15 protein-coding genes are annotated in these 18,594 nt (G+C 39.5%); 5 read left to right on the top strand and 10 right to left on the bottom strand.

Annotated features, from left to right (window positions below):
- Window positions 1–185: 185 nt before the first annotated feature.
- From AC1DIV_RS18520 to AC1DIV_RS18505, 4 genes are all read right to left on the bottom strand, one after another.
- Window positions 186–1,601, bottom strand: coding sequence for a sigma-54-dependent transcriptional regulator (locus AC1DIV_RS18520; RefSeq protein ID WP_477577123.1), 1,416 nt, complete (start codon window positions 1,599–1,601; stop codon window positions 186–188).
- Window positions 1,576–3,702: an ATP-binding protein gene (locus AC1DIV_RS18515; protein WP_477577121.1), complete on the bottom strand. Its 2,127-nt coding sequence runs from the start codon at window positions 3,700–3,702 to the stop codon at window positions 1,576–1,578. Before AC1DIV_RS18515 ends, AC1DIV_RS18520 begins: the two co-directional genes overlap by 26 nt.
- A 135-nt stretch (window positions 3,703–3,837) precedes the next feature.
- Window positions 3,838–5,607 carry a nitrilase-related carbon-nitrogen hydrolase gene (locus tag AC1DIV_RS18510; protein WP_477577119.1) on the bottom strand — a complete coding sequence of 590 codons (1,770 nt, stop codon included), beginning with the start codon at window positions 5,605–5,607 and terminating at the stop codon, window positions 3,838–3,840.
- A gap of 76 nt (window positions 5,608–5,683) precedes the next feature.
- On the bottom strand, window positions 5,684–6,670 hold the full coding sequence (locus AC1DIV_RS18505) for an alpha/beta hydrolase (RefSeq protein WP_477577172.1): 987 nt from the start codon (window positions 6,668–6,670) through the stop codon (window positions 5,684–5,686).
- 724 nt (window positions 6,671–7,394) lie between these two features.
- Between AC1DIV_RS18505 and AC1DIV_RS18500 the strand changes: the two genes are divergently transcribed.
- On the top strand, window positions 7,395–7,982 hold the full coding sequence (locus AC1DIV_RS18500) for a chromate transporter (RefSeq protein ID WP_034315014.1): 588 nt from the start codon (window positions 7,395–7,397) through the stop codon (window positions 7,980–7,982).
- Window positions 7,982–8,533 (top strand): chromate transporter, encoded by a 552-nt coding sequence (locus tag AC1DIV_RS18495; RefSeq protein WP_063596747.1) that lies wholly within the window; start codon window positions 7,982–7,984, stop codon window positions 8,531–8,533. The genes AC1DIV_RS18500 and AC1DIV_RS18495 overlap by 1 nt, the downstream gene beginning before the upstream one ends.
- A 35-nt stretch (window positions 8,534–8,568) precedes the next feature.
- On the opposite strand, the gene AC1DIV_RS18490 is transcribed toward AC1DIV_RS18495, so the two are convergent.
- The gene (locus tag AC1DIV_RS18490) at window positions 8,569–9,045 is read right to left on the bottom strand and encodes an Lrp/AsnC family transcriptional regulator (protein ID WP_034315019.1); all 477 of its coding nucleotides are present in this window, start codon (window positions 9,043–9,045) and stop codon (window positions 8,569–8,571) included.
- A gap of 1,026 nt (window positions 9,046–10,071) precedes the next feature.
- On the opposite strand from AC1DIV_RS18490, the gene AC1DIV_RS18485 reads away from it, so the two are divergent.
- From AC1DIV_RS18485 to AC1DIV_RS18475, 3 genes are read left to right on the top strand one after another with little or no spacing between them, the layout of a single operon-like run.
- Window positions 10,072–11,397 (top strand): HAMP domain-containing sensor histidine kinase, encoded by a 1,326-nt coding sequence (locus AC1DIV_RS18485; protein ID WP_477577117.1) that lies wholly within the window; start codon window positions 10,072–10,074, stop codon window positions 11,395–11,397.
- Window positions 11,375–12,052, top strand: a complete 678-nt coding sequence (locus AC1DIV_RS18480) for a response regulator transcription factor (protein WP_252297376.1) — start codon at window positions 11,375–11,377, stop codon at window positions 12,050–12,052. The genes AC1DIV_RS18485 and AC1DIV_RS18480 overlap by 23 nt, the downstream gene beginning before the upstream one ends.
- A gap of 1 nt (window position 12,053) precedes the next feature.
- On the top strand, window positions 12,054–12,596 hold the full coding sequence (locus tag AC1DIV_RS18475; protein WP_477577115.1) for a TVP38/TMEM64 family protein: 543 nt from the start codon (window positions 12,054–12,056) through the stop codon (window positions 12,594–12,596).
- Between the two features lie 234 nt (window positions 12,597–12,830).
- Here the strand turns inward: AC1DIV_RS18475 and AC1DIV_RS18470 are convergent, their stop codons facing one another.
- From AC1DIV_RS18470 to AC1DIV_RS18450, 5 genes are all read right to left on the bottom strand, one after another.
- A complete protein-coding gene (locus AC1DIV_RS18470; RefSeq protein ID WP_264896490.1) occupies window positions 12,831–13,388 on the bottom strand; it encodes a hypothetical protein in 558 nt (185 codons plus the stop codon).
- Window positions 13,389–13,457: 69 nt separating this feature from the next.
- The gene (locus AC1DIV_RS18465; protein ID WP_336863085.1) at window positions 13,458–14,687 is read right to left on the bottom strand and encodes an FAD-dependent oxidoreductase; all 1,230 of its coding nucleotides are present in this window, start codon (window positions 14,685–14,687) and stop codon (window positions 13,458–13,460) included.
- An 86-nt stretch (window positions 14,688–14,773) separates the two neighbouring features.
- Window positions 14,774–15,622 carry a fumarylacetoacetate hydrolase family protein gene (locus tag AC1DIV_RS18460; protein WP_336863083.1) on the bottom strand — a complete coding sequence of 283 codons (849 nt, stop codon included), beginning with the start codon at window positions 15,620–15,622 and terminating at the stop codon, window positions 14,774–14,776.
- 20 nt (window positions 15,623–15,642) lie between these two features.
- Complete coding sequence (locus tag AC1DIV_RS18455; RefSeq protein ID WP_477577113.1) at window positions 15,643–16,761, bottom strand: cupin domain-containing protein; 1,119 nt, start codon at window positions 16,759–16,761, stop codon at window positions 15,643–15,645.
- A 123-nt stretch (window positions 16,762–16,884) separates the two neighbouring features.
- Window positions 16,885–18,591, bottom strand: a complete 1,707-nt coding sequence (locus AC1DIV_RS18450) for an acyl-CoA dehydrogenase family protein (RefSeq protein ID WP_406594286.1) — start codon at window positions 18,589–18,591, stop codon at window positions 16,885–16,887.
- Between the last annotated feature and the right edge of the window lie 3 nt (window positions 18,592–18,594).

Raw genomic sequence — 18,594 nt, 5'->3', positions numbered from 1 at the left:
CTTTTTAAAAGTTAATTCTTTAATATAAATTAATGCAAGTAACATGCCAACTATATATGGGCTTTTTTTAAATTTCTACATATCTTTTTGATATATTTTGTAAAAAAATTTTTCGCTTTGAAAAAATACTTTTACAAACTTTGAGGATTGCCAAAAACATATGAAAACGAAAAAAAAAAGGAGAATTAAAATAATTCTTCCTTTTTTTGCTTAATTTCTTCAGATGACTTATTCATTTGTTCATGATACTTATTTATCTTGTAAAATAGCCGCTGTCTTGAAATTCCCAGCTCTCTGGCTGCTGCGGCAATTTGGCCATCGTTCTCTTCAACCGCAGACAATATAAATTGCCGTTCAATGTCTTCCATTTGTTCTGGAAGCGTTCTCTTTTTATTAAAAGAAACGATTGACGGAAACTCTGCATTCCTTTCACTAGATCCCCTAATTTCAGAAGGGAAATCTTGTAACGACAAGTCTTCCTCCTTACATAAAACTGCTGCTCGCTCAACGGCATTTTGAAGCTCCCGAACATTTCCTGGCCATTCATATACTTTCAATATATTCATAAGCTGAGGTGACACTCGAAAATTTTTCTTCATTTTTTTACGGTGCTTCTCCAAAAATTCCCCAACCAGAAGGGGAACATCTTCTTTTCTTTCTCTAAGTGCCGGAATATGCATATCTATAATATTCAAGCGATAATACAAATCTTCGCGGAAATTCCCCTCTTGTACCATTTGTTTCAAATTACGATTTGTTGCAGAAATAATTCGGACGTCTACTTGTTTTAATTGATTGCTACCAAGACGCATGAAGGATTTCTCCTGAACGACTTGAAGAAGCTTAGCTTGAAGCGTAAGTGGCACTTCGCCAATTTCATCCAAGAAGATAGTACCATTTTGTGCTGCTTCAAATTTCCCTGCACGACTTGCTGTGGCACCGGTAAATGCACCCTTTTCATAACCGAAAATCTCGCTTTCCAGTAAATTTTCAGGGATAGCAGCGCAGTTTACAGCAATGAATTGACCGTTATTGCGATCACTTAAGGAATGAATCATCTTGGCGATCATACTTTTTCCTGTTCCGCTTTCCCCATGAAGAAGAACCGTTACATCTGTGGCGGAGACACGTTCAATTAATTCGTAAATCTGCTTCATTTGCTTGCTTATACTAATAAAGCCCTCTATAGATTCAAGTTTGTTTAACTGACTTTTCAGTTGCATATTCTCTTGTTTCACTTCAAGTAGTGTATAAGCTCTGTTAATAACAAGTTCTATTTCCTCTAGTTTTGCTGGTTTTTCTAAATAATCAAATGCACCTGCCCTTATAGCGGATACAGCGCTTTCTATATCGCCATAAGCCGTCATGATGACAAATACCTTGTGAGGATAGAGTGCCATGAATTCCTCTAAAAGTTCCAAACCATTTGCATCTGGAAGATTTAAATCGAGGAAAACAAGGTTGGGGCCGTCTTCTTTCATTCTTCTTCGTGCTTCTTGTCCATTGGCAGCAAGAATTACTTCATATCCCTTCTTGCGAAATGACAATGATAGAACACGCAAAAGTCTAATTTCATCATCCACAAACAGAATGCTCTTCATATTCATTCTCCTCATGTTTTAGTATTTCAATATGTATTGTGGTTCCTTGAGAGAATACGCTTTCCGCCCATATCTTCCCACCATGTTGAACTATAATTTCGTGAGCAATAGATAAACCTAAACCTGTTCCCTCTGGTTTCGTGGAATAAAACGGATTGAAGACCCAGTTTAATTTTTCTTTCCTAATGCCTTCTCCGGTATCTGAAATGGAAAGCTGCCAATATACCCCTTTCTCTTTAAGCGCAACATGAATATTACCTTCATCTTTTATCGCTTGAATACTGTTCAAAAATATATTTAAAAGCAATTGAGTCAATTTATGCCGGTCCCCCAAAACGGGAGCTTTACTAAATTTGTATTCGGTTGTGACCATAATGTTTGCATCATTAAATTTTCTTCTTAATAAATTAAGCAATTCATCAGTAATCATAACCAAATCTGTCAGAACATGATTGTTATATTCATCATCTTTTGTTAGCTTCAGAAAATCAGTTAGCAGTTTGTTCATGCGATCAGAGGCATTTAAAATATCTCCTGTCAATTCATAAATCACTTCTTTTTCTTTAAATTCATCTTCTATTTGTAGGCGAATTGTTTCAGCAGCAACCTGAATAATACTTAAAGGATTTTTTATTTCATGGGCAATCCCAGCAGTGAGCTCACCAAGTGATGCTAGCCGTTCACTTTGTTTTAAGTATTCTTCAAGCTTCTTCACTTCACTTACATCACGAATGACAAGAATGGCGCCGATGTACTCATCTTGTTCTCCTTTAAGAAGAGATGCATAGATACGGACATCATGAAACCCCTTTTCTTTATCAATAATATAGCTTTCGACTTCTTCAAGAGACTTCCCTGCATTAAACGTTTTTAAAAGAACGAACTCTTGTATATCATGTTTTATCGGCAAATTAAAAATAAGCTGATTTAATACTTCTTCCCGGCTATAAAGCATTAAATCTTCTGCTCCTTTATTGAAGGTCATAATCCTACCATCCTTGTCCGTAGTAATAACACAATATGGAATGGACTCCAGGATATAAAACATACTTCTTTCTTTTTCCCTCAATTCCGTTGCCATCTCTGATAATACAATCGATAATTCCTCAATTTCATCATTTGTTTTCACTTTAACGAATGCTTTCCGCTTACCTACTTTATATTCTTGTACATGCTTGATGAGAGTCGTGACAGGAAGAATCACTCTTGATGCACTGAACATAGCAAGTCCTATTGCGATAATGAAAACGATGGAAAATCCTTGTAAAAGTAAACTTTGGACCACTTTTGCAGGCTCTAGTGCTTGTTTAATCGGTTCTCCCACAATCAAACTAATATCACCCAAGAGAATGGGCCGATACGCAATGGCCATTTCTTTGTTAAAAATCTCGCCATTCCAAACATCAAAATCTTCTTTTTGAAGATGAATCCCAACCTCATGATTCCGAATGGATTTGCCAATATAACTTTGGTCAGTATGTGCAATAATTGTTCCATTGCGGTCAATTATTGCATTCACTCCCTCTTTCCCGATTGCAAATTTTTGAAGGTGTTCTGATAAAACGTTTAAATTTAAATAAGCGACTACACTCCCCTTAAATTCTCCCTTTTCATTAATGGATGGATATGCAATCGCAATGGTCTTGCGGCCGTCAGGCAGTTCCATCATATTTGAAATATAGCTTGTCTGACTCCAGGTGAGCCTTTTTAAAATAGAACCATTTTCTATAAAATCAGAAAATGGAACATTCGGAATACGTAGGTTCAACTGATCCTCTTTATATACTTCTATGAACAGATAAAGTGGATCCTGTGACAAAATCGTCTCTATTTCTACATGAAAAGCATTCTCTGCTTTGTTATTAATATTTGTAACAATGGGCGATATCTGTCGCATATCGGAAATTGAATTTTTGAAGATATTCTCTGTTTGGTTGCCAAGGGTTTTGGCTATAAGTTCATCTCGATATTCCATTTGTGACCGTACAGATCCATTCATTACATGTACGGCAATCAAATAAAGAGAGGCCAGTACAAACAAAATGACAACTAAAACAATAGTTACATAACGCTTCATTAGCCGTGATTGAAATACTTTCATTTACAAAACCTCGATATGTGAGAAATGAAAAAAGCACTTTATACATTGTTATTAAAGTACTTTTTATGTGTGCTTCTTAACACCCTCACTTTTAATTGTTACCTATTATTAAAGTTTACTAACGACTCGAAGCGCTTATATTTGTAACTTCTTTACCAGTTCCCGATAAAAAATCGGCCTTCTTGATAGTAATAGCTTATGTTGATCAAACCACCAATTTTGTTCCATTTTAGAATTAGCCACTATCAATACCTCTTCACTGTGAGAAGAGGCAACTACGGGCATGTCATTTCCATAAATCGGATCAGGTGTATAAAGAGCACTCCCACCTTTACAATCAATATCTGAACCTATAAAATTCGCAATGAGTGTTTTTGTTTGCGAAAATCTTGCCGTGGCGTCCCATGTCGTCATCGAATTTATCGGATACCTATTTTCCATTATTTTTTCAGGAAGCGCCAGTGTTGCACCAAATTCACCATGCCAGCATGAGGGGATGGTAATAAAATCGGCACGTTTTACGGCAATAATGCCCGCTACCTCAGGATATGCAGCATCACAACCGACTATAAGGCCCACACGCCCTATATCCTTTACATTTGCTACAACCAATTCCCAACCGGCAGATGCCCAGCGTTCGTCCGATTCTGACAAATGCATTTTACGGGCTTTAGTAACTTTATTGTCAGCTGGCGTCAGAAGAACTACTGTATTATAAAGGAGATTCTCTTCTTCCTCTATCATACCAAAAATGATATTAATTTGATATTCAGTTGAAAGCATTCTCATTTCTCTTATGGTTTCTCCATATATGGGTTCAGCAAGTTTCCGGATATCCTCAGGGCTAAGTGAATTAACGGGACCTGTTAAGGAAAGTTCCGGGCAAATAACTAGTGATAACAAGCTCTTTTGTTTTTTTGCCTTGAAGCTAGCATCCGCCAGGAGCTTTTTTATTTTCTTAAGATTTTCTTTTTTATCTCCTATTACCGGTTCATACTGCAATAAAGCAGAAGAAGTCTTTTTTTCATAAGTCCCAGTATCCATTTGCTCTGATGGTGATTTTTTATACTCCCAAGGTCCGACATGCAACATTAAATCAGAATATAGGTCTGGCTTTCGTTTTTCCATTCTTTTTTTTGCGGGATTATCATATAAAGCAGGGTCAATATCCGCATATAAAATGACTGTCTCATCTCTCGCGTGACTTTTTTCTACGTATGGGGTTTCAGCAAGTTTCCTACCTAAAGGTGACCAAATGGCACTTGCACCGATCATATGGTAATTGGTTTCTGTATTTGAGCGATTCGCACCTATGACATACAGACCGTTCATTTCAGCCCATGCCTGCAGCATCGAAAGCGATCCACCAGTTGAATTCGTCGGAAAGCAAAGAATATCAGCTCCCTTCACTGCAACGATCCTGGCTGATTCAAAATAGCTTGAATCCATACAAATAATGACTGCAATCCTCCCAATAGACGTTTCGTATACCGGAATGCCCATGTCCCCCCAATGTGCCCAGCTATCTTCTGTTGCCCATTGATGCACTTTCCTGTATTTTCCGATATATCCCGTAGGACCCACAAGCGCAGCGGAATTATAGCAAAGTCCGTCCTCTACATCCACTTCCGCCATTCCTATGACAATATGTGTATCGTATAATTTTGCGACTTCTTCAAAACGTTTGGTCGTTTTACCAGGGATGGTATCTGTAAATGGCAGGATAGACTGACGATTCTCATAATGATAGCCTGTTGTAGCCATTTCCGGAGTGACAATTAATTTTGCTCCATTTTTTGCTGCTTCTGTTACCGCTTCCAGCAAATTATCCATATTGTTGTCCAATTGATTTAATTGTGGATTAAATTCAATAACGGCTGTTTTGAAAGGATGCTTAATTCCCATAAAGTTGCTCCTTTTGATAAATTATATGAAAAGACAGATGACAAATAATTTGCCACCTGCCAAGCTATTATCTAATTCACCTTTGCAATTGGGTGACTTTACTATCTTCTTCCTTTTTCGTTAGTATTCCATTAAAGAATGCTTTTAGCTGTTCATTTAAATCTTGGAAAACTTCATGCTCATGATACATGAAATCATTATGCTTACCATTTATTATATAAAGTTCCTTAGGCTCATTTGCTGCTTCGTACAGCCCATTTGCCTCATCCAGTGGATGTAATAAGTTATCTTTCCCATGAGCAATGAAAAGTGGCACAGTTATATTTTTCACTTCTTCTTCTGCGTTCATGCTTATTATTGAATCTGTAAACTGCAACACTGTTTGCTTACCAAATGGGGATAGAATGGCCAATTCCTTTTCAACATAATCCGCTGTTTCCGGATCAAGTGGATAATGAATAAACGTATTGGCAAGTTGCGACTTCCCAGTTAATACTCGTTGTTCTCGATCTTTTTTAACTGTCTTTAAGATTTCATTCCATTCAACATAGGAATGAATGGAGCGTAACCATCTTTGGCCATTATAAAAACCATTCAGTGCTGCCACTGCCTTGACCCGGTTGTCACTTGCAGCCACACGGACAACATTCGAACCACCCATACCCCAACCTATCAATCCTATTCTATCTGAATCTACTTCTTCTTGGAGGGAGAGAAATGTTATCGCATTTTGAATATCTTCTACCTGCTCATCCAAAATAACTCGACCTTCTTCCCCTTCACTTTTCGCAAAGCTCCGATAATCGAATCCTAAGCAGACATAACCTGCCGCTGTTAAATTTCGTGCAAATAACTTTGGATAAAATTCATTAAATCCTTGATATCCAGAGTTCGGAATGATCGCTGGTCTTTTTTCTCCCTTTTTATAATCGTCTGGAAGATATACCGTGCCGTCTAATTTGTAACCTTCACTATAAAATTCAATGTGACGCTCTATCATTTCCATTACCTCCAATACTGTTTTAAAAGCTTTCATGTTTAGATATTGCAAGCAGCGTGCCAGCTTTGAACTTGGACATTGAAATCAGGAAATTGTAGTAAATAAAAGGGAAATCTAAAAATAGTCATAGTAAAAATCTATTAAAATCGAAAATGCGTTAAATTTTTTTTACATGGAAAATTAATTTTATGACAATTAGAGTAAAGGGAGTATATACATTCTATAGTTGAAGAGGACAATGAAATTGAAAAATCAAAAGTACTGTTACTTTTTGGACTTTGATCAAAAAAAGCAAGGTCAATTAACCTTGCTTTTTTTGTTTGTTCAATTGGTGGAATCCATTTGCCTTAGAACTAGCTTTTTTTAGGTACTCATTCTAGAAGAATCTGATTCCTATATTTGGGATGTATTTTTTTCTCCCGTTTCCCCTGAAATCTTTGCCGTACTTAACTTCACCTGCCACCGATGCTAAATAGTGTGGGCTTACCACCAATTATCGATTGGGTCATAAATCTACTCCTTTTTAATTATTTGATTTTTCAAAAAAAATAATGATGATTGTATTATAACTTGTATGTTTTTCTTACGTAATCCAAATTTCATTCCCCAAAACAAAAAGTTGTTTTTTCATCACTTTTATAAGCCTATTTTATTTAAAAATACCAATTATTCATTCATTACGTAATTATTATCATTATTTTTTGTACATTTCGAAAGAATTTTTGTTATCATTAATTCATAATCTTGGAAATGAATGCTGAATTTTATAACAAAGGAGGAATCGTTTGTGAAAAATCCATATACGGAATTGACGATTGGAATGATGAGAACGGGGATATTAGGATTCGGCGGCGGGCCATCTGTCATCCCGCTCATCCGCCACGAAGCAGTTTCCCGTTATCACTGGCTTGACGATGATGAATTCGGGGACACATTGGCAATTGCCAATACGCTCCCAGGACCGATTGCCACGAAGATGGCAGCATATCTTGGTTATAAATTAAAAGGCTGGCCGGGAGCCATCGTAAGTGTGGCGGCTCACGTATTACCTTCATGCATTGCGATGGTTTTCTTGATTGCGTTCATTAATGTTCTAAGTAATTCGGCAATGATCAGTAATATGATCGCTGCTGTCATGCCGGTTGTCGCTGTCATGCTTGGTCAAATGGCTTATGAGTTTGGCGAAAAGGCGGTAAAAGGGTTAGGAAAAGTGCTCGGAATCACCTTTTTTGCGATTTCCTTTTTGCTTCTGCAGGTCATTTCCCTGCATCCGGGTATCGTCATTATGATGTTTCTTTTATATGGGGCGTTTCATTATAAATTAAAGGATAGATTGAAAAATAAAAAGACTGATAGGAAGGAGGAATCCGCTTAATGGGTATTATTATCCCAATAGGAGTTGCTGTTTTTCTAGCGTTTTTCATTGCCAATATTCTTGGTTACGGCGGAGGTCCAGCTTCGATTCCGCTTATGTATGATCAAATCGTCAACCGTTATGGCTGGCTTGATAATACCGAGTTCTCACAAATGCTCGCGTTAGGAAATTCACTCCCTGGACCCATCGCCACGAAAATAGCCGCATATGTCGGATATGATGTATATGGCTGGCCAGGATTTCTAGCTGCATTGGCAGGCACGATCATCCCTTCAGCCGTGGCTTTGATATATCTATTAAAAATCCTGCGAAAATACAAACAATCGCCTATCGTAAAAGGCATGTCACTACTTGTACAGCCCGTGATCGCGATCATGATGTTATTGCTCACCTGGAATATGGCCGCGGACGCGGTCGGGTCCATCGGCTACATCCATTCAGTCTTCATCGCTGGATTGGCCTTCTTGGCTTTAGGTAAATTCAAGATCCACCCTGCATTCGTAATCATTCTTGCCTTTGCGTATGGCGGCTTTATCATCCCGCTCACATAAATAAAAAAATCCGCCTGTATAGGGGGATTTTTTTATTAAAGCTTCATGCCCATCCGGCTTTTATAACGTTTAATGAGAATTTGGCAATCAACGCTGACAACACCGACGACCGCATACAGTTTCTCATTAAGAAAGCGTTCCATCTCTTGATTATCAGTAAAGATTCCGTGCATATGGAGTTTACTCGGACCGGTCATATGATATAAACTCGTAACAGCCGGTTCACTTTCTAATTGCTGCGCGACCGATTCCAGATATTTTGGCTCAACCTCCACGTTAAAGAATGCCGAAACATGGATCCCGACCTTAGCTGGATTTATGACCGCAGTGAACCTCTCGATCACACCGTTTTCAACTAGATGATTAATTCTCATCTGAACCGCAACTCTGGAAAGCTCCACTTTCTTCGCTAAGTCGGTATATGAAATTCGTGCATCTTCATGTAAAACCGATATGATTTTCTTATCGATCTCATCAACTTTCAAGCTGGGAATCTTAAAGTCCTCCGCCATCTTACGTAACTCCTTTTCAATTTCTTTACTCCATTATCGCAGAGAACACCATCGGATCACAACAATCTTCCTTTTCACTTCTCATAACGCAAGAAATTTTTTCGTATCCCTTTTCAATGAACTCCCTCCTACTTGCCAAGAAATGTCCATCGTTTATGTAATTTTCAAACTTAAGGTGCATCAATTCAACCAGCTGGGTGCAGCCGCCAAAAAGATGAAATTCGATAGACTTAGAGCCCGACAAATTGACAACATCGCCCACACTTCCTTGATATCCTAATAGTCTGCAGTCCCCCTCCTTTTCTAAGATTGAAAGGCGGGGGTTTTACAGACCGTATACTGCATGATAAAAGTTTATGAATAACCAAGGGACACTTCCTCAACCCTTTGATTGAAAGGTCTTTGCGATATTTTTGTATTCCTCATCATTGAGAATGCCCATTTTTTTGAATAATGCGGAATATGCCATTATTTTTTTCTGCGTACGGTTTGTACAATTCATATGGATCAGCTCCTTTTTTACATAGTATTCAATCACGACAAAATGTTTCCTCAATACAAAACATTTTGTATAAACTAAATCAAAGAAACGGTCCATTTTCACGGCAGTTTCCATTCGTTAGAGGTGTAATTAAAATAAGTTCTATATGAATAATTAGTAACAACTTCGAAAAGTGTTATGTTTAATGATTTCCGTATGGAAATTATGTTTTTCCACGGTTGCCGCATAGCAATCCTACGTATATGTTTTGGGAGGAGTGGCTAAATACAACCTGATTCCCCCCTGCACAGGACTTAAAAAAGTGACAGTTTTGGCCCATTAAACGGATTGTCTCTCTTGCAACAAGTCATCATTCGGATTATCGTTGTTTAATAGATGCGAAGAAATTGAAATAAACTGCATACTTTCTTCATACTTTTTCGCTAAACTGACTTTATTCAATAAGAAGGTGAATAATCCTGAAAATCTCCTTTAAACTCGGACTATCTATATTTATTTGCATTTTTTTGATGGAAACCGTCTCCATGATTTACTTGCATAATAAAGTGATCCATTCCCGTATCAATCAAGAATTGGAATCACTGAAGGCCCGTGGCAATAGTCATCGTGATGTGTTGGAAATCACGTATTCCGACTCTACCCTTAAGCATATCGGCCTGATGGAATACCATACCGATACAGATGTCGTGATTACGAATACAAGAGGAGATATTCTGATATCTTCCGCAAAGGTAAATGGGGGAATGAACAAAATCTTGGCAAAAAAGATCCCGCAAGTACCCCGAAAAGGTATGGTCCTCCAATCAAGTTGGAAGGATGAAAGATATATAGCCACCGTTACGCCATTTATCAGTGATAAAGAAAAAAAAGGCTATGTTTATATGTTCAAAGATACTAGAGATGTTGAGGATTTAATCGCACAATTGAATAGGCATTTCCTTTTTGCGACTGCATTGCTCCTTTTATTCATGCTTATCACCATCTATTTTCTATCAAAAGCTTTGACTAGACCGCTTATTTCGATGAAGGAAGCGACAACCAAACTCAGTAAAGGGAATTTTTCAGTGGCTGTGCCGGTACGATCTCATGATGAGCTCGGGGAGCTTGCCCAATCCATTCAAAGCTTGGCTAATGAATTGAACTATTTAAAGAAGGAACGCAATGAATTTTTGGCAAGTATCTCCCATGAACTGCGCACGCCGCTAACTTATATCAAGGGATATGCTGATATAACCCTCCGGAAAGATTTGGATGCATCCGAACGAACAAGATACTTAGAGATCATCCATGATGAATCCGAACGATTAAACAGATTATTGGACGAACTATTCAATATGGCTAGAATGGATGTAAATACATTCACCATATCAAAAGAAATCGTCCAGCTCTTTTCATTCCTGCAAAACATTCATGAAAAAGTGTTACCGGCTTTTGCAAATGAAAGAATTCAATTGAATCTGGAATGCAAGGATGATTTATTTATAGCTATAGATCCCTCACGGTTTGAGCAAGTCATTCTTAACCTGTTGGATAATGCGCTGAAGTACTCGAACGAATATACAGTCACTACCATCAAAGCCACTGAATGCAATGGCTGGATTTCCATCTCCATAATCGATCAAGGGGTTGGCATTCCACCTGAAGATGTCCCCCATATCTTTGATCGTTTATATCGTGTCGAGAAATCACGTGCCAGAGATACCGGCGGATTCGGATTAGGGCTCTCCATCGTCAAGCAATTAGTGGAGATACAAGGTGGAACCATTTCGGTTAAAAGCAACATGGAGCAAGGAACGTGCTTCACTATCACATTTAAGGAGATAAAAAATGAAGACAGTAGTTCTGGTTGATGATGAACAGAGAATGCTTGATCTATTGGAGCTATACATTAAACCTCACGGATATACATGCCTGAAGATGAAATCTGGACATGAAGCCTTACAATTCTTAGCGCATGAACATGCGGACATAGTACTTCTTGATGTAATGATGCCTGAGATTGATGGGTGGGAAACGTGCGAAAGGATCCGTGCGTTTTCCAGCATTCCCATAATCATGCTCACCGCCCGGGATGCTGCACAAGAAATGGTGAAAGGGTTGAAAAAGGGTGCAGATGATTATATTACGAAACCCTTTCATGAAGATGTTTTACTTGCCAGAATCGAAGCAGTGACGCGGCGGGTGCATAATCAGGATGATTCTTTGACCTTTAGGGGGCTAAAATTAAATGAATCCGCTTATGAAGCACATTATGATACCAAAACAATTCCATTAACACCGAAAGAGTTCTCACTGCTGTGCTTGTTTTTAAAATCCCCAGATCAAGTGTATTCCAGAGACCACCTGCTTTCGACCATATGGGGATTTAAAACGGATACCGAAGATCGGACAATCGATTCCCATATTCGAAATATTAGAGAGAAATTGCGTCATGCCGGTTTTCCAGCAGATCAACATTTGAAAACGGTCTGGGGCATCGGGTATAAATGGAGTTCTGTGGATTGATATGAATTTCATTTCTGAGGCATTACTATCCAGCGGCCCTTTCTCCATTGCTGTAAGTTTAGTATTCAATATATTGATCAGCGTGCTTGGTTTTATTCCAAGTGTATTCATCACGGCCGCCAATATCAGCGTATTTGGATTTGAAAAGGGATTGATCCTTTCTTACATGGGAGAAATTGCCGGTGCAGTGGTCAGCTTTTGGTTATATCGAAAGGGCTTTCAAACATTCAAACCCAAGTTCATGAAGAACCGGTGGGTCAAGAAGCTGCAAAAGTCACAAGGGTTCCATGCATTTTGGATAATCCTGATGCTTAGGCTCCTTCCCTTTATACCATCCGGCGCAATCAACCTTACAGCGGCATTAAGCAGGACGGGAATGATGATTTTCTTCCTCGCGACATCCATCGGAAAACTGCCCGCCCTTCTTGTCGAGGCATATTCGGTAACACAGGTATTGAAGGCATCGGACGATTTAAGGATTGTTTTGATACTGTTGATTCTCGTAATCTCAGCCGTTTATTATTTTAATAGAAATAAGTTATAATCCGAATCTAACAAGTTGTTCTTAGGCATATAACTATTCGTATTTAAAACTGAAGCGAAAACAAGGCTGCACCAGATTTTCCGTTTCTGGCAACCTTGTTTTCTTATTAGAAGATGGTAGTCTTCAAAAGTCTCTGTTTGCAATAGTATCTTAACACTACAATATGTCATCCGGTAGATATGTCTGAGTAGGTGATATTAGCACGCAAACATCACTATCATGTTTGCTTCTAAATTATAGAAGATAAAATGTATTTCCTTCAGGACCGAGCGGCAGATGTCCATCTTCAAGCAATTCTACAATAAAGGAAAATGGGTTTTCTTCACCAGCAAGTTCAGCTGTACAAGCAAGAACACTTATATACATGGCATGTCCAACGAGGAACTTTATTGCTTTTTCATCCCTAAATGCGTTGAATGCATGTTTATATGCTCCATGAAAAACGGCCTCCGGCACTTTGTCCACGATATCTGCAAGCAGTTTTTCATTTCCAGCGGCATCAATCTTTTCCTTAAGTTGATCTGGCAATTCCTTTAGAACTTCCCAAAGTATACTGCTTTCAAACGAAAGACAGCTGATTGCTTCTGAAACCTGAGTTGCCGAAAGCCACTTTATTTTATATTCACTGACGCCAATTGCGTTCATAAACTGATCTACTTTTTTCTCTGCTTCATTACACTTCACCCCGACTTGTGAATACCAGTCTATGGATGTAAGTCGCACAATCATTTCATTGGCAGGCCGTGCGTCCGTACCGTACTTTTCTTCATTGATTATTCCGGCTAAAGCCATATTAGTCCGCTCCTTTCATACCTTCCGTTTTATCAGGCTGACTGGGATTTCCCTGCCGACCAATGTCTGTTAATATTTTGTTGTCAGTTCTGGAGGACCAAATTTCGGTCCATATGGGCCTTCATCGAGCCAGCGTCCCAGTCTTGGAACTATGGATACGAGGGATGCTGCAAGTTCACGCTTTAAGTTCATTTCAGGGGCATCCCCTTGAAGGTGATGCAATGCAGTGGTTGATCCGTCACGGTTCCATTTTGCGGCAATACGTCTTTCGGTGGCAACTGCATCAATTGCTTCTTTTCGCTCCGTTTCAGAGTTGGATTGAAGCGCTTTCTTAATCCCCCGTACAGAAATAATTGCATCCGGTACTCCGGAGTTCAATCCACGGGCTCCAAAAGGTGCAAATAAATGGGCTGCTTCACCGGCGAGAAGAACTCGCCTTTTTTCATCTGTAAAGGAATTGGCAACGACCTGATGGAAACGGTATGTAGATACCCATGTAATACGCTCAGCATATTTAGCATCCATCACTTTTGGAAGCCACTTTTTGACACCCTCGATATTTGTATAGTCATCCGGATTGTCCCCTTCTAAAAGCTGAAGGTCCACCCGCCAGCCACCTTTAAACGGAACAAACATCACATTCCTTCCTCCCATTGCTGGGTGTTGATAATGAAATGTACGCTCAAGCGGGAGGGGATTTTCCTCATCCTCTTTTACATCAACTACAAGGAATGTATCTGCCGTTCGCGGTCCTTCAAATTTTAAACCAGCCTGTTCTCTTACAACTGAATGTGATCCGTCACTGCCAATAATGTATTGTGCTTCCCACACTTCACCGGATTTTGTAGTCAATCTCACTCCAGCACCGGTAATATCCAATTTTTTCACTGGTGAATCCCAAACGAACTCAACACCAGCGTCAAGACAGGCATCATAAATGTGGTTTTCGATATCATCTTGGTGCAATGCCGTGAAATGGGGTAATTTATTTTGATCGGTATTATCCGTAAATCCATAATTACGGACATATACTTCTTTTCCTTTATAAAGTGTTCGCTTAACAGGCCAAATGATCCCATTGCGCCCCAGTGTGAACCCCAGTCCTTTCGAAATTTCTTCCAAAAGTTTTAGAGTTGCACTGTGCATATAGATCGCCCGGCTACCCGGACGAGGACGTCCTTGCGGATCCGCTTCTATTACTACAGAAGAAATTCCTTTTTGCTTCAATGCAAGACCTGCAACTAAACCAACCGGGCCAGCGCCAACAACTATTACATCGCATTTATTAATTTTTTCCATAGATGAGATTCTCCTTATTTAATATTTTATGATTATTTGTGGTTAGAATTATAAGGCAAAATAGACATTTTCAGTTTTACAATTCCTTAAACTTCACCGGCCAGTTTAACATCTACGGTGAATTCACCAATTTTGTCAATTTTAATGCGGACACAATCCCCCTCTTCAATCGGACCAACTCCTTCAGGGGTACCCGTTGCCACAATATCTCCAGGAAGGAGCGTCATATTATCGCATGCCACTTCAAAACATTTGTAACAATCGTAAATGAGATGTTTTGTACTTCCATCCTGACGCACTTCATCATTCACCCATAATGTCATGGCCAAGTCATTTGGATCTTCGACTTCATCGGAAGTCACAATCCATGGCCCGATCGGAGTAAATGAATCAAACGACTTTCGCCAGGTCCGCTCTTCATTGCCCCGAATGGAAATATCCAATAAGGCAAAGTAACCAAAGATATAATCTTTTGCCTCTTCCACCTTAATATTTTTCGCCTTTTTACCGACCACATATCCAAGCTCAGCCTCATGGTCCGTACGACGATCCTTATAAGGAAGTAAAATGGGATCGGAAGGGCCAGATAAGGACTCTGGTGATTTCAGAAACAAGGCAATTTCTTCGATTGTCCTAGGTGCGTTGTTGAATATTTCATTCATTTCTTCTTGATGTTTTCGATAGTTCACAGGTGCAGCCCAAATTTTCCGTGTACTTGGTACGGGGGACTTCAATGTCACCTCGTTCAATGAATACGAAGTTCCTGTTTCCGCTTCCCGATTCATTTCCTCTTTTAGTTCATTAAAATTTTCAACGAGCTTGAGGAAAGAAGAATTCGGGTCAGCTTTATCCCACCCTGCTACTTTTGAAACATCTGTTACACGGTCTCCCATTACCACTCCAAGTAAATCGTCATTAAAAATAGCAATCTTCACACTGCCTCCCCCTTCTCTTCTCAAACGGTTCCGTCAGGAATAAAGACTTTTTTCACTACCTGGTGTCCATCATTTTCTTGGTATCCCTCGCTGAATTCAAGCTCTAGTTTTTCCATGACGGGTTTGTCATTGAAGGAGAATAGGAACACATCTTCTGATCCCGTGTTCACATGCTCATGATTGCTCCATGGTGGTAGAATAAAGAAATCCCCTTTTTCCCATTCAAACTTCTGACCATCAATGACCGTATAGCCTGTACCTTCAAGAACATGAAAAATTGCGCTGTGAACATGTCGGTGCGCTTTCGTTTGCTGACCTGGTTTCAGCTTTTGCATCATTGTGCCAATGCGGGAATCAGCAGAGCCACCTGTGGTTGGGTTAATATATTCAATCGCGTATCCGTCAAACGGGTCAAAATCTGCTTCTGTCATCTGATTAAGCAAATATTTAACACGATTGAATTTGTAACCGAAAATTGGTGATGGATAATCAGGATTTGATTTTTCATTTAGCTTTTTAAACGCTCCCATTGAAAATTGCTGATTACCATAGTTTTCTGGTGCTTCCATCGGGTAAGACTCTTCCTCATACGGCTCAAAAAACGATGCAGCCATCGTACGGACGAGACCGACATCTAGCCCATCCATCCAAAACATCGGCTCTGTCCCTTCATGCTTGTGCTCATGCCAAGTCCAGGCCGGCGTCAAAATCATGTCTCCACGTTCCATATACGTTTTCTCTCCATTAACCGCCGTGTATGCCCCGTCCCCTTCAATAACAAAACGGATCGCAGATTGCGAGTGGTGATGGGAGGGGGCGCTCTCACCAGGTAACAATAGCTGAATGCCAGCATATAAAGTATGTGTCCCATAGCCAACAAGACCTCGCTTCAGCAGGCTCGGATTTTGAAGATACACTACACGGCGTTCTGCGTCTTTCCCCGGCTCCAGCAATTCCCCTGCAGTCAGCACATATTCACGGATGGATTTCCACTTCCATAAATACGGCTCTACATCATGTACCGGCTCTTTGGTTACCATATGGCCAAGGTCGTACCATAGAGGGCCAAGATTTCTTTTCTTCATGCCTTCATAATACTGATCTAGCTTTTCCTGTGTATAAACTTCACTTTTAGCCATTCAATTCACTCCTTTTAAAATAAGTTCATGATTTGAAAGCGATTCCATAATTACATCTAATAATTGAACTTTATTTACCACTCCCAATTATCTCGGTAGCTGATCAGGTATCTGCACTAATAACTAAGAAACATATTTTTCAGCTTCAATAATTACATCCGCAATTTTACGCTTCACTTCCACAATATCTTCCGGGCAACTCATGATAAGACGGCCAGCAATCCGCGAAAATGCTTCATCATCACCGAGATGATTTAGAATATTTAAGGCTCTGATGGCGACCATTTGGGATGTTTCATGTATAAATACTTTCGTATAAGCAACTTTTTGGCTGTTTTTATCTTTCCCTGTTATCTGTACTGCTTTTTCCGTTCGTAAAATGGAGCTTTCCGCCGAATAAATTCCGATGACTAGGTCCGCGATAAATGCAGCTGTTTCCTGTTCTTGATTTAGATTTATCAGGTCGTTCTTCCGAACAGACTCTATTGTAGAATGATAAAGCTTTTTCATCAGTTGAAGTGTCTGCTTTTCACGTAGCAGCGTACCTTCGTCAACATTTCCTTTCTTACTAGGCAATTCATAGGTTTTCAGTAATGTTGAAGCAATCAGGGTTCTATTAATTTCATTCGTACCTTCAAAAATCCGATTAACCCTGGAATCACGATATAGTGACTCTATTTCATATTCTTCCATATATCCATATCCACCGTGGATCTGCAAGGCTTCATCTACGATAAAGTCAAGAACTTCCGTGGACATAACTTTGTTGATCGAACATGCTAAAGCATAACGGGAAATCGTTTCACAAAAGTCATCGGAGCCCGTTTGTTTCATATTTGCAAACCCTTCCTGCATCGAGCCTGCAGTTCTATACACGGAACTTTCATTCGCGTATGTTTTTATAGCCATATCAGCCAGTTTATTTTTGATTAAGTTGAAGCTGGAAATAGGCTGGCCAAATTGCTTCCTTTCATTGGCATAGCTAACTGCTAGCTCAATCGATCTCTTTGCAGTTCCCAATGAAGTGGCTGAAAGCTTATGGCGGCCGATATTCAATACGTTAAACGCAATAATATGCCCACGCCCTACTTCACCAATAACATTTTCAGAAGGTACTCTTACATTATCCAAAATAAGAGAACATGTGGAAGACCCCCGCAACCCCATTTTCTTTTCTTCAGGATTAATGGAGACTCCTTCGTAATCTTTTTCAATAATGAAAGCAGTAAACTTTTCATCGTTCACTTTTGCATACACAATAAATAGGCCAGCGATAGAAGAGTTGGTAATCCACTGTTTTTCTCCATTTAAAATGTAATATTTCCCACATTTTGAGAGTACCGCTGTTGTCTTTGCACTCATTGCATCCGTGCCGGATGAAGGTTCGGTTAATGCATATGCAGCTATAGTCTCACCAGATAACATTTTTGGGAGATACATCGCCTTTTGTTTCACAGTTCCAAAATAGGCAATTGGCAACGCCCCAATTCCGGTTTGCCCTCCAAATGTAATGGAAAACGAACGTCCAAGCGCCATTTTTTCAGATATGATCGACGCACTGACTTTGCCAAGCTCTAGCCCGCCATCTTGCTCTGGAATATCTGCGCTGATCAGCCCGAGTTCACCTGCCTCTTTGATAAGACGCACTGTTACATCAAACTCCTGGTTTTCTATGTTTCCTAATGCAGGATAAACTCTGTTCTTCACAAATTTCCCAGTCATCTCTTCCAGCATTATATGTTCATCACTAAAATCTTCGGGTGTGAAAATTTCGTCAGGAAGGATGTCAGTATTCAAAAAATGTTTGATTTCCTTTTTTTCCGTAAGCATGTT

Source organism: Peribacillus sp. 05N428, assembly GCF_056397085.1.
Note: the sequence above shows the minus strand (reverse complement) of the source record. Positions and strands in the feature narration are given on the sequence as shown.

Coding starts and splice junctions, on each gene's coding strand:
- AC1DIV_RS18520 (WP_477577123.1), bottom strand. CDS start 1,601: ATGAAGAGCATTCTGTTTGTGGATGATGAAATTAGACTTTTGCGTGTT.
- AC1DIV_RS18515 (WP_477577121.1), bottom strand. CDS start 3,702: ATGAAAGTATTTCAATCACGGCTAATGAAGCGTTATGTAACTATTGTT.
- AC1DIV_RS18510 (WP_477577119.1), bottom strand. CDS start 5,607: ATGGGAATTAAGCATCCTTTCAAAACAGCCGTTATTGAATTTAATCCA.
- AC1DIV_RS18495 (WP_063596747.1), top strand. CDS start 7,982: ATGGGTATTATTATCCCAATAGGAGTTGCTGTTTTTCTAGCGTTTTTC.
- AC1DIV_RS18490 (WP_034315019.1), bottom strand. CDS start 9,045: ATGGCGGAGGACTTTAAGATTCCCAGCTTGAAAGTTGATGAGATCGAT.
- AC1DIV_RS18485 (WP_477577117.1), top strand. CDS start 10,072: ATGATTTACTTGCATAATAAAGTGATCCATTCCCGTATCAATCAAGAA.
- AC1DIV_RS18480 (WP_252297376.1), top strand. CDS start 11,375: ATGAAGACAGTAGTTCTGGTTGATGATGAACAGAGAATGCTTGATCTA.
- AC1DIV_RS18475 (WP_477577115.1), top strand. CDS start 12,054: ATGAATTTCATTTCTGAGGCATTACTATCCAGCGGCCCTTTCTCCATT.
- AC1DIV_RS18470 (WP_264896490.1), bottom strand. CDS start 13,388: ATGGCTTTAGCCGGAATAATCAATGAAGAAAAGTACGGTACGGACGCA.
- AC1DIV_RS18465 (WP_336863085.1), bottom strand. CDS start 14,687: ATGGAAAAAATTAATAAATGCGATGTAATAGTTGTTGGCGCTGGCCCG.
- AC1DIV_RS18455 (WP_477577113.1), bottom strand. CDS start 16,761: ATGGCTAAAAGTGAAGTTTATACACAGGAAAAGCTAGATCAGTATTAT.
- AC1DIV_RS18450 (WP_406594286.1), bottom strand. CDS start 18,591: ATGCTTACGGAAAAAAAGGAAATCAAACATTTTTTGAATACTGACATC.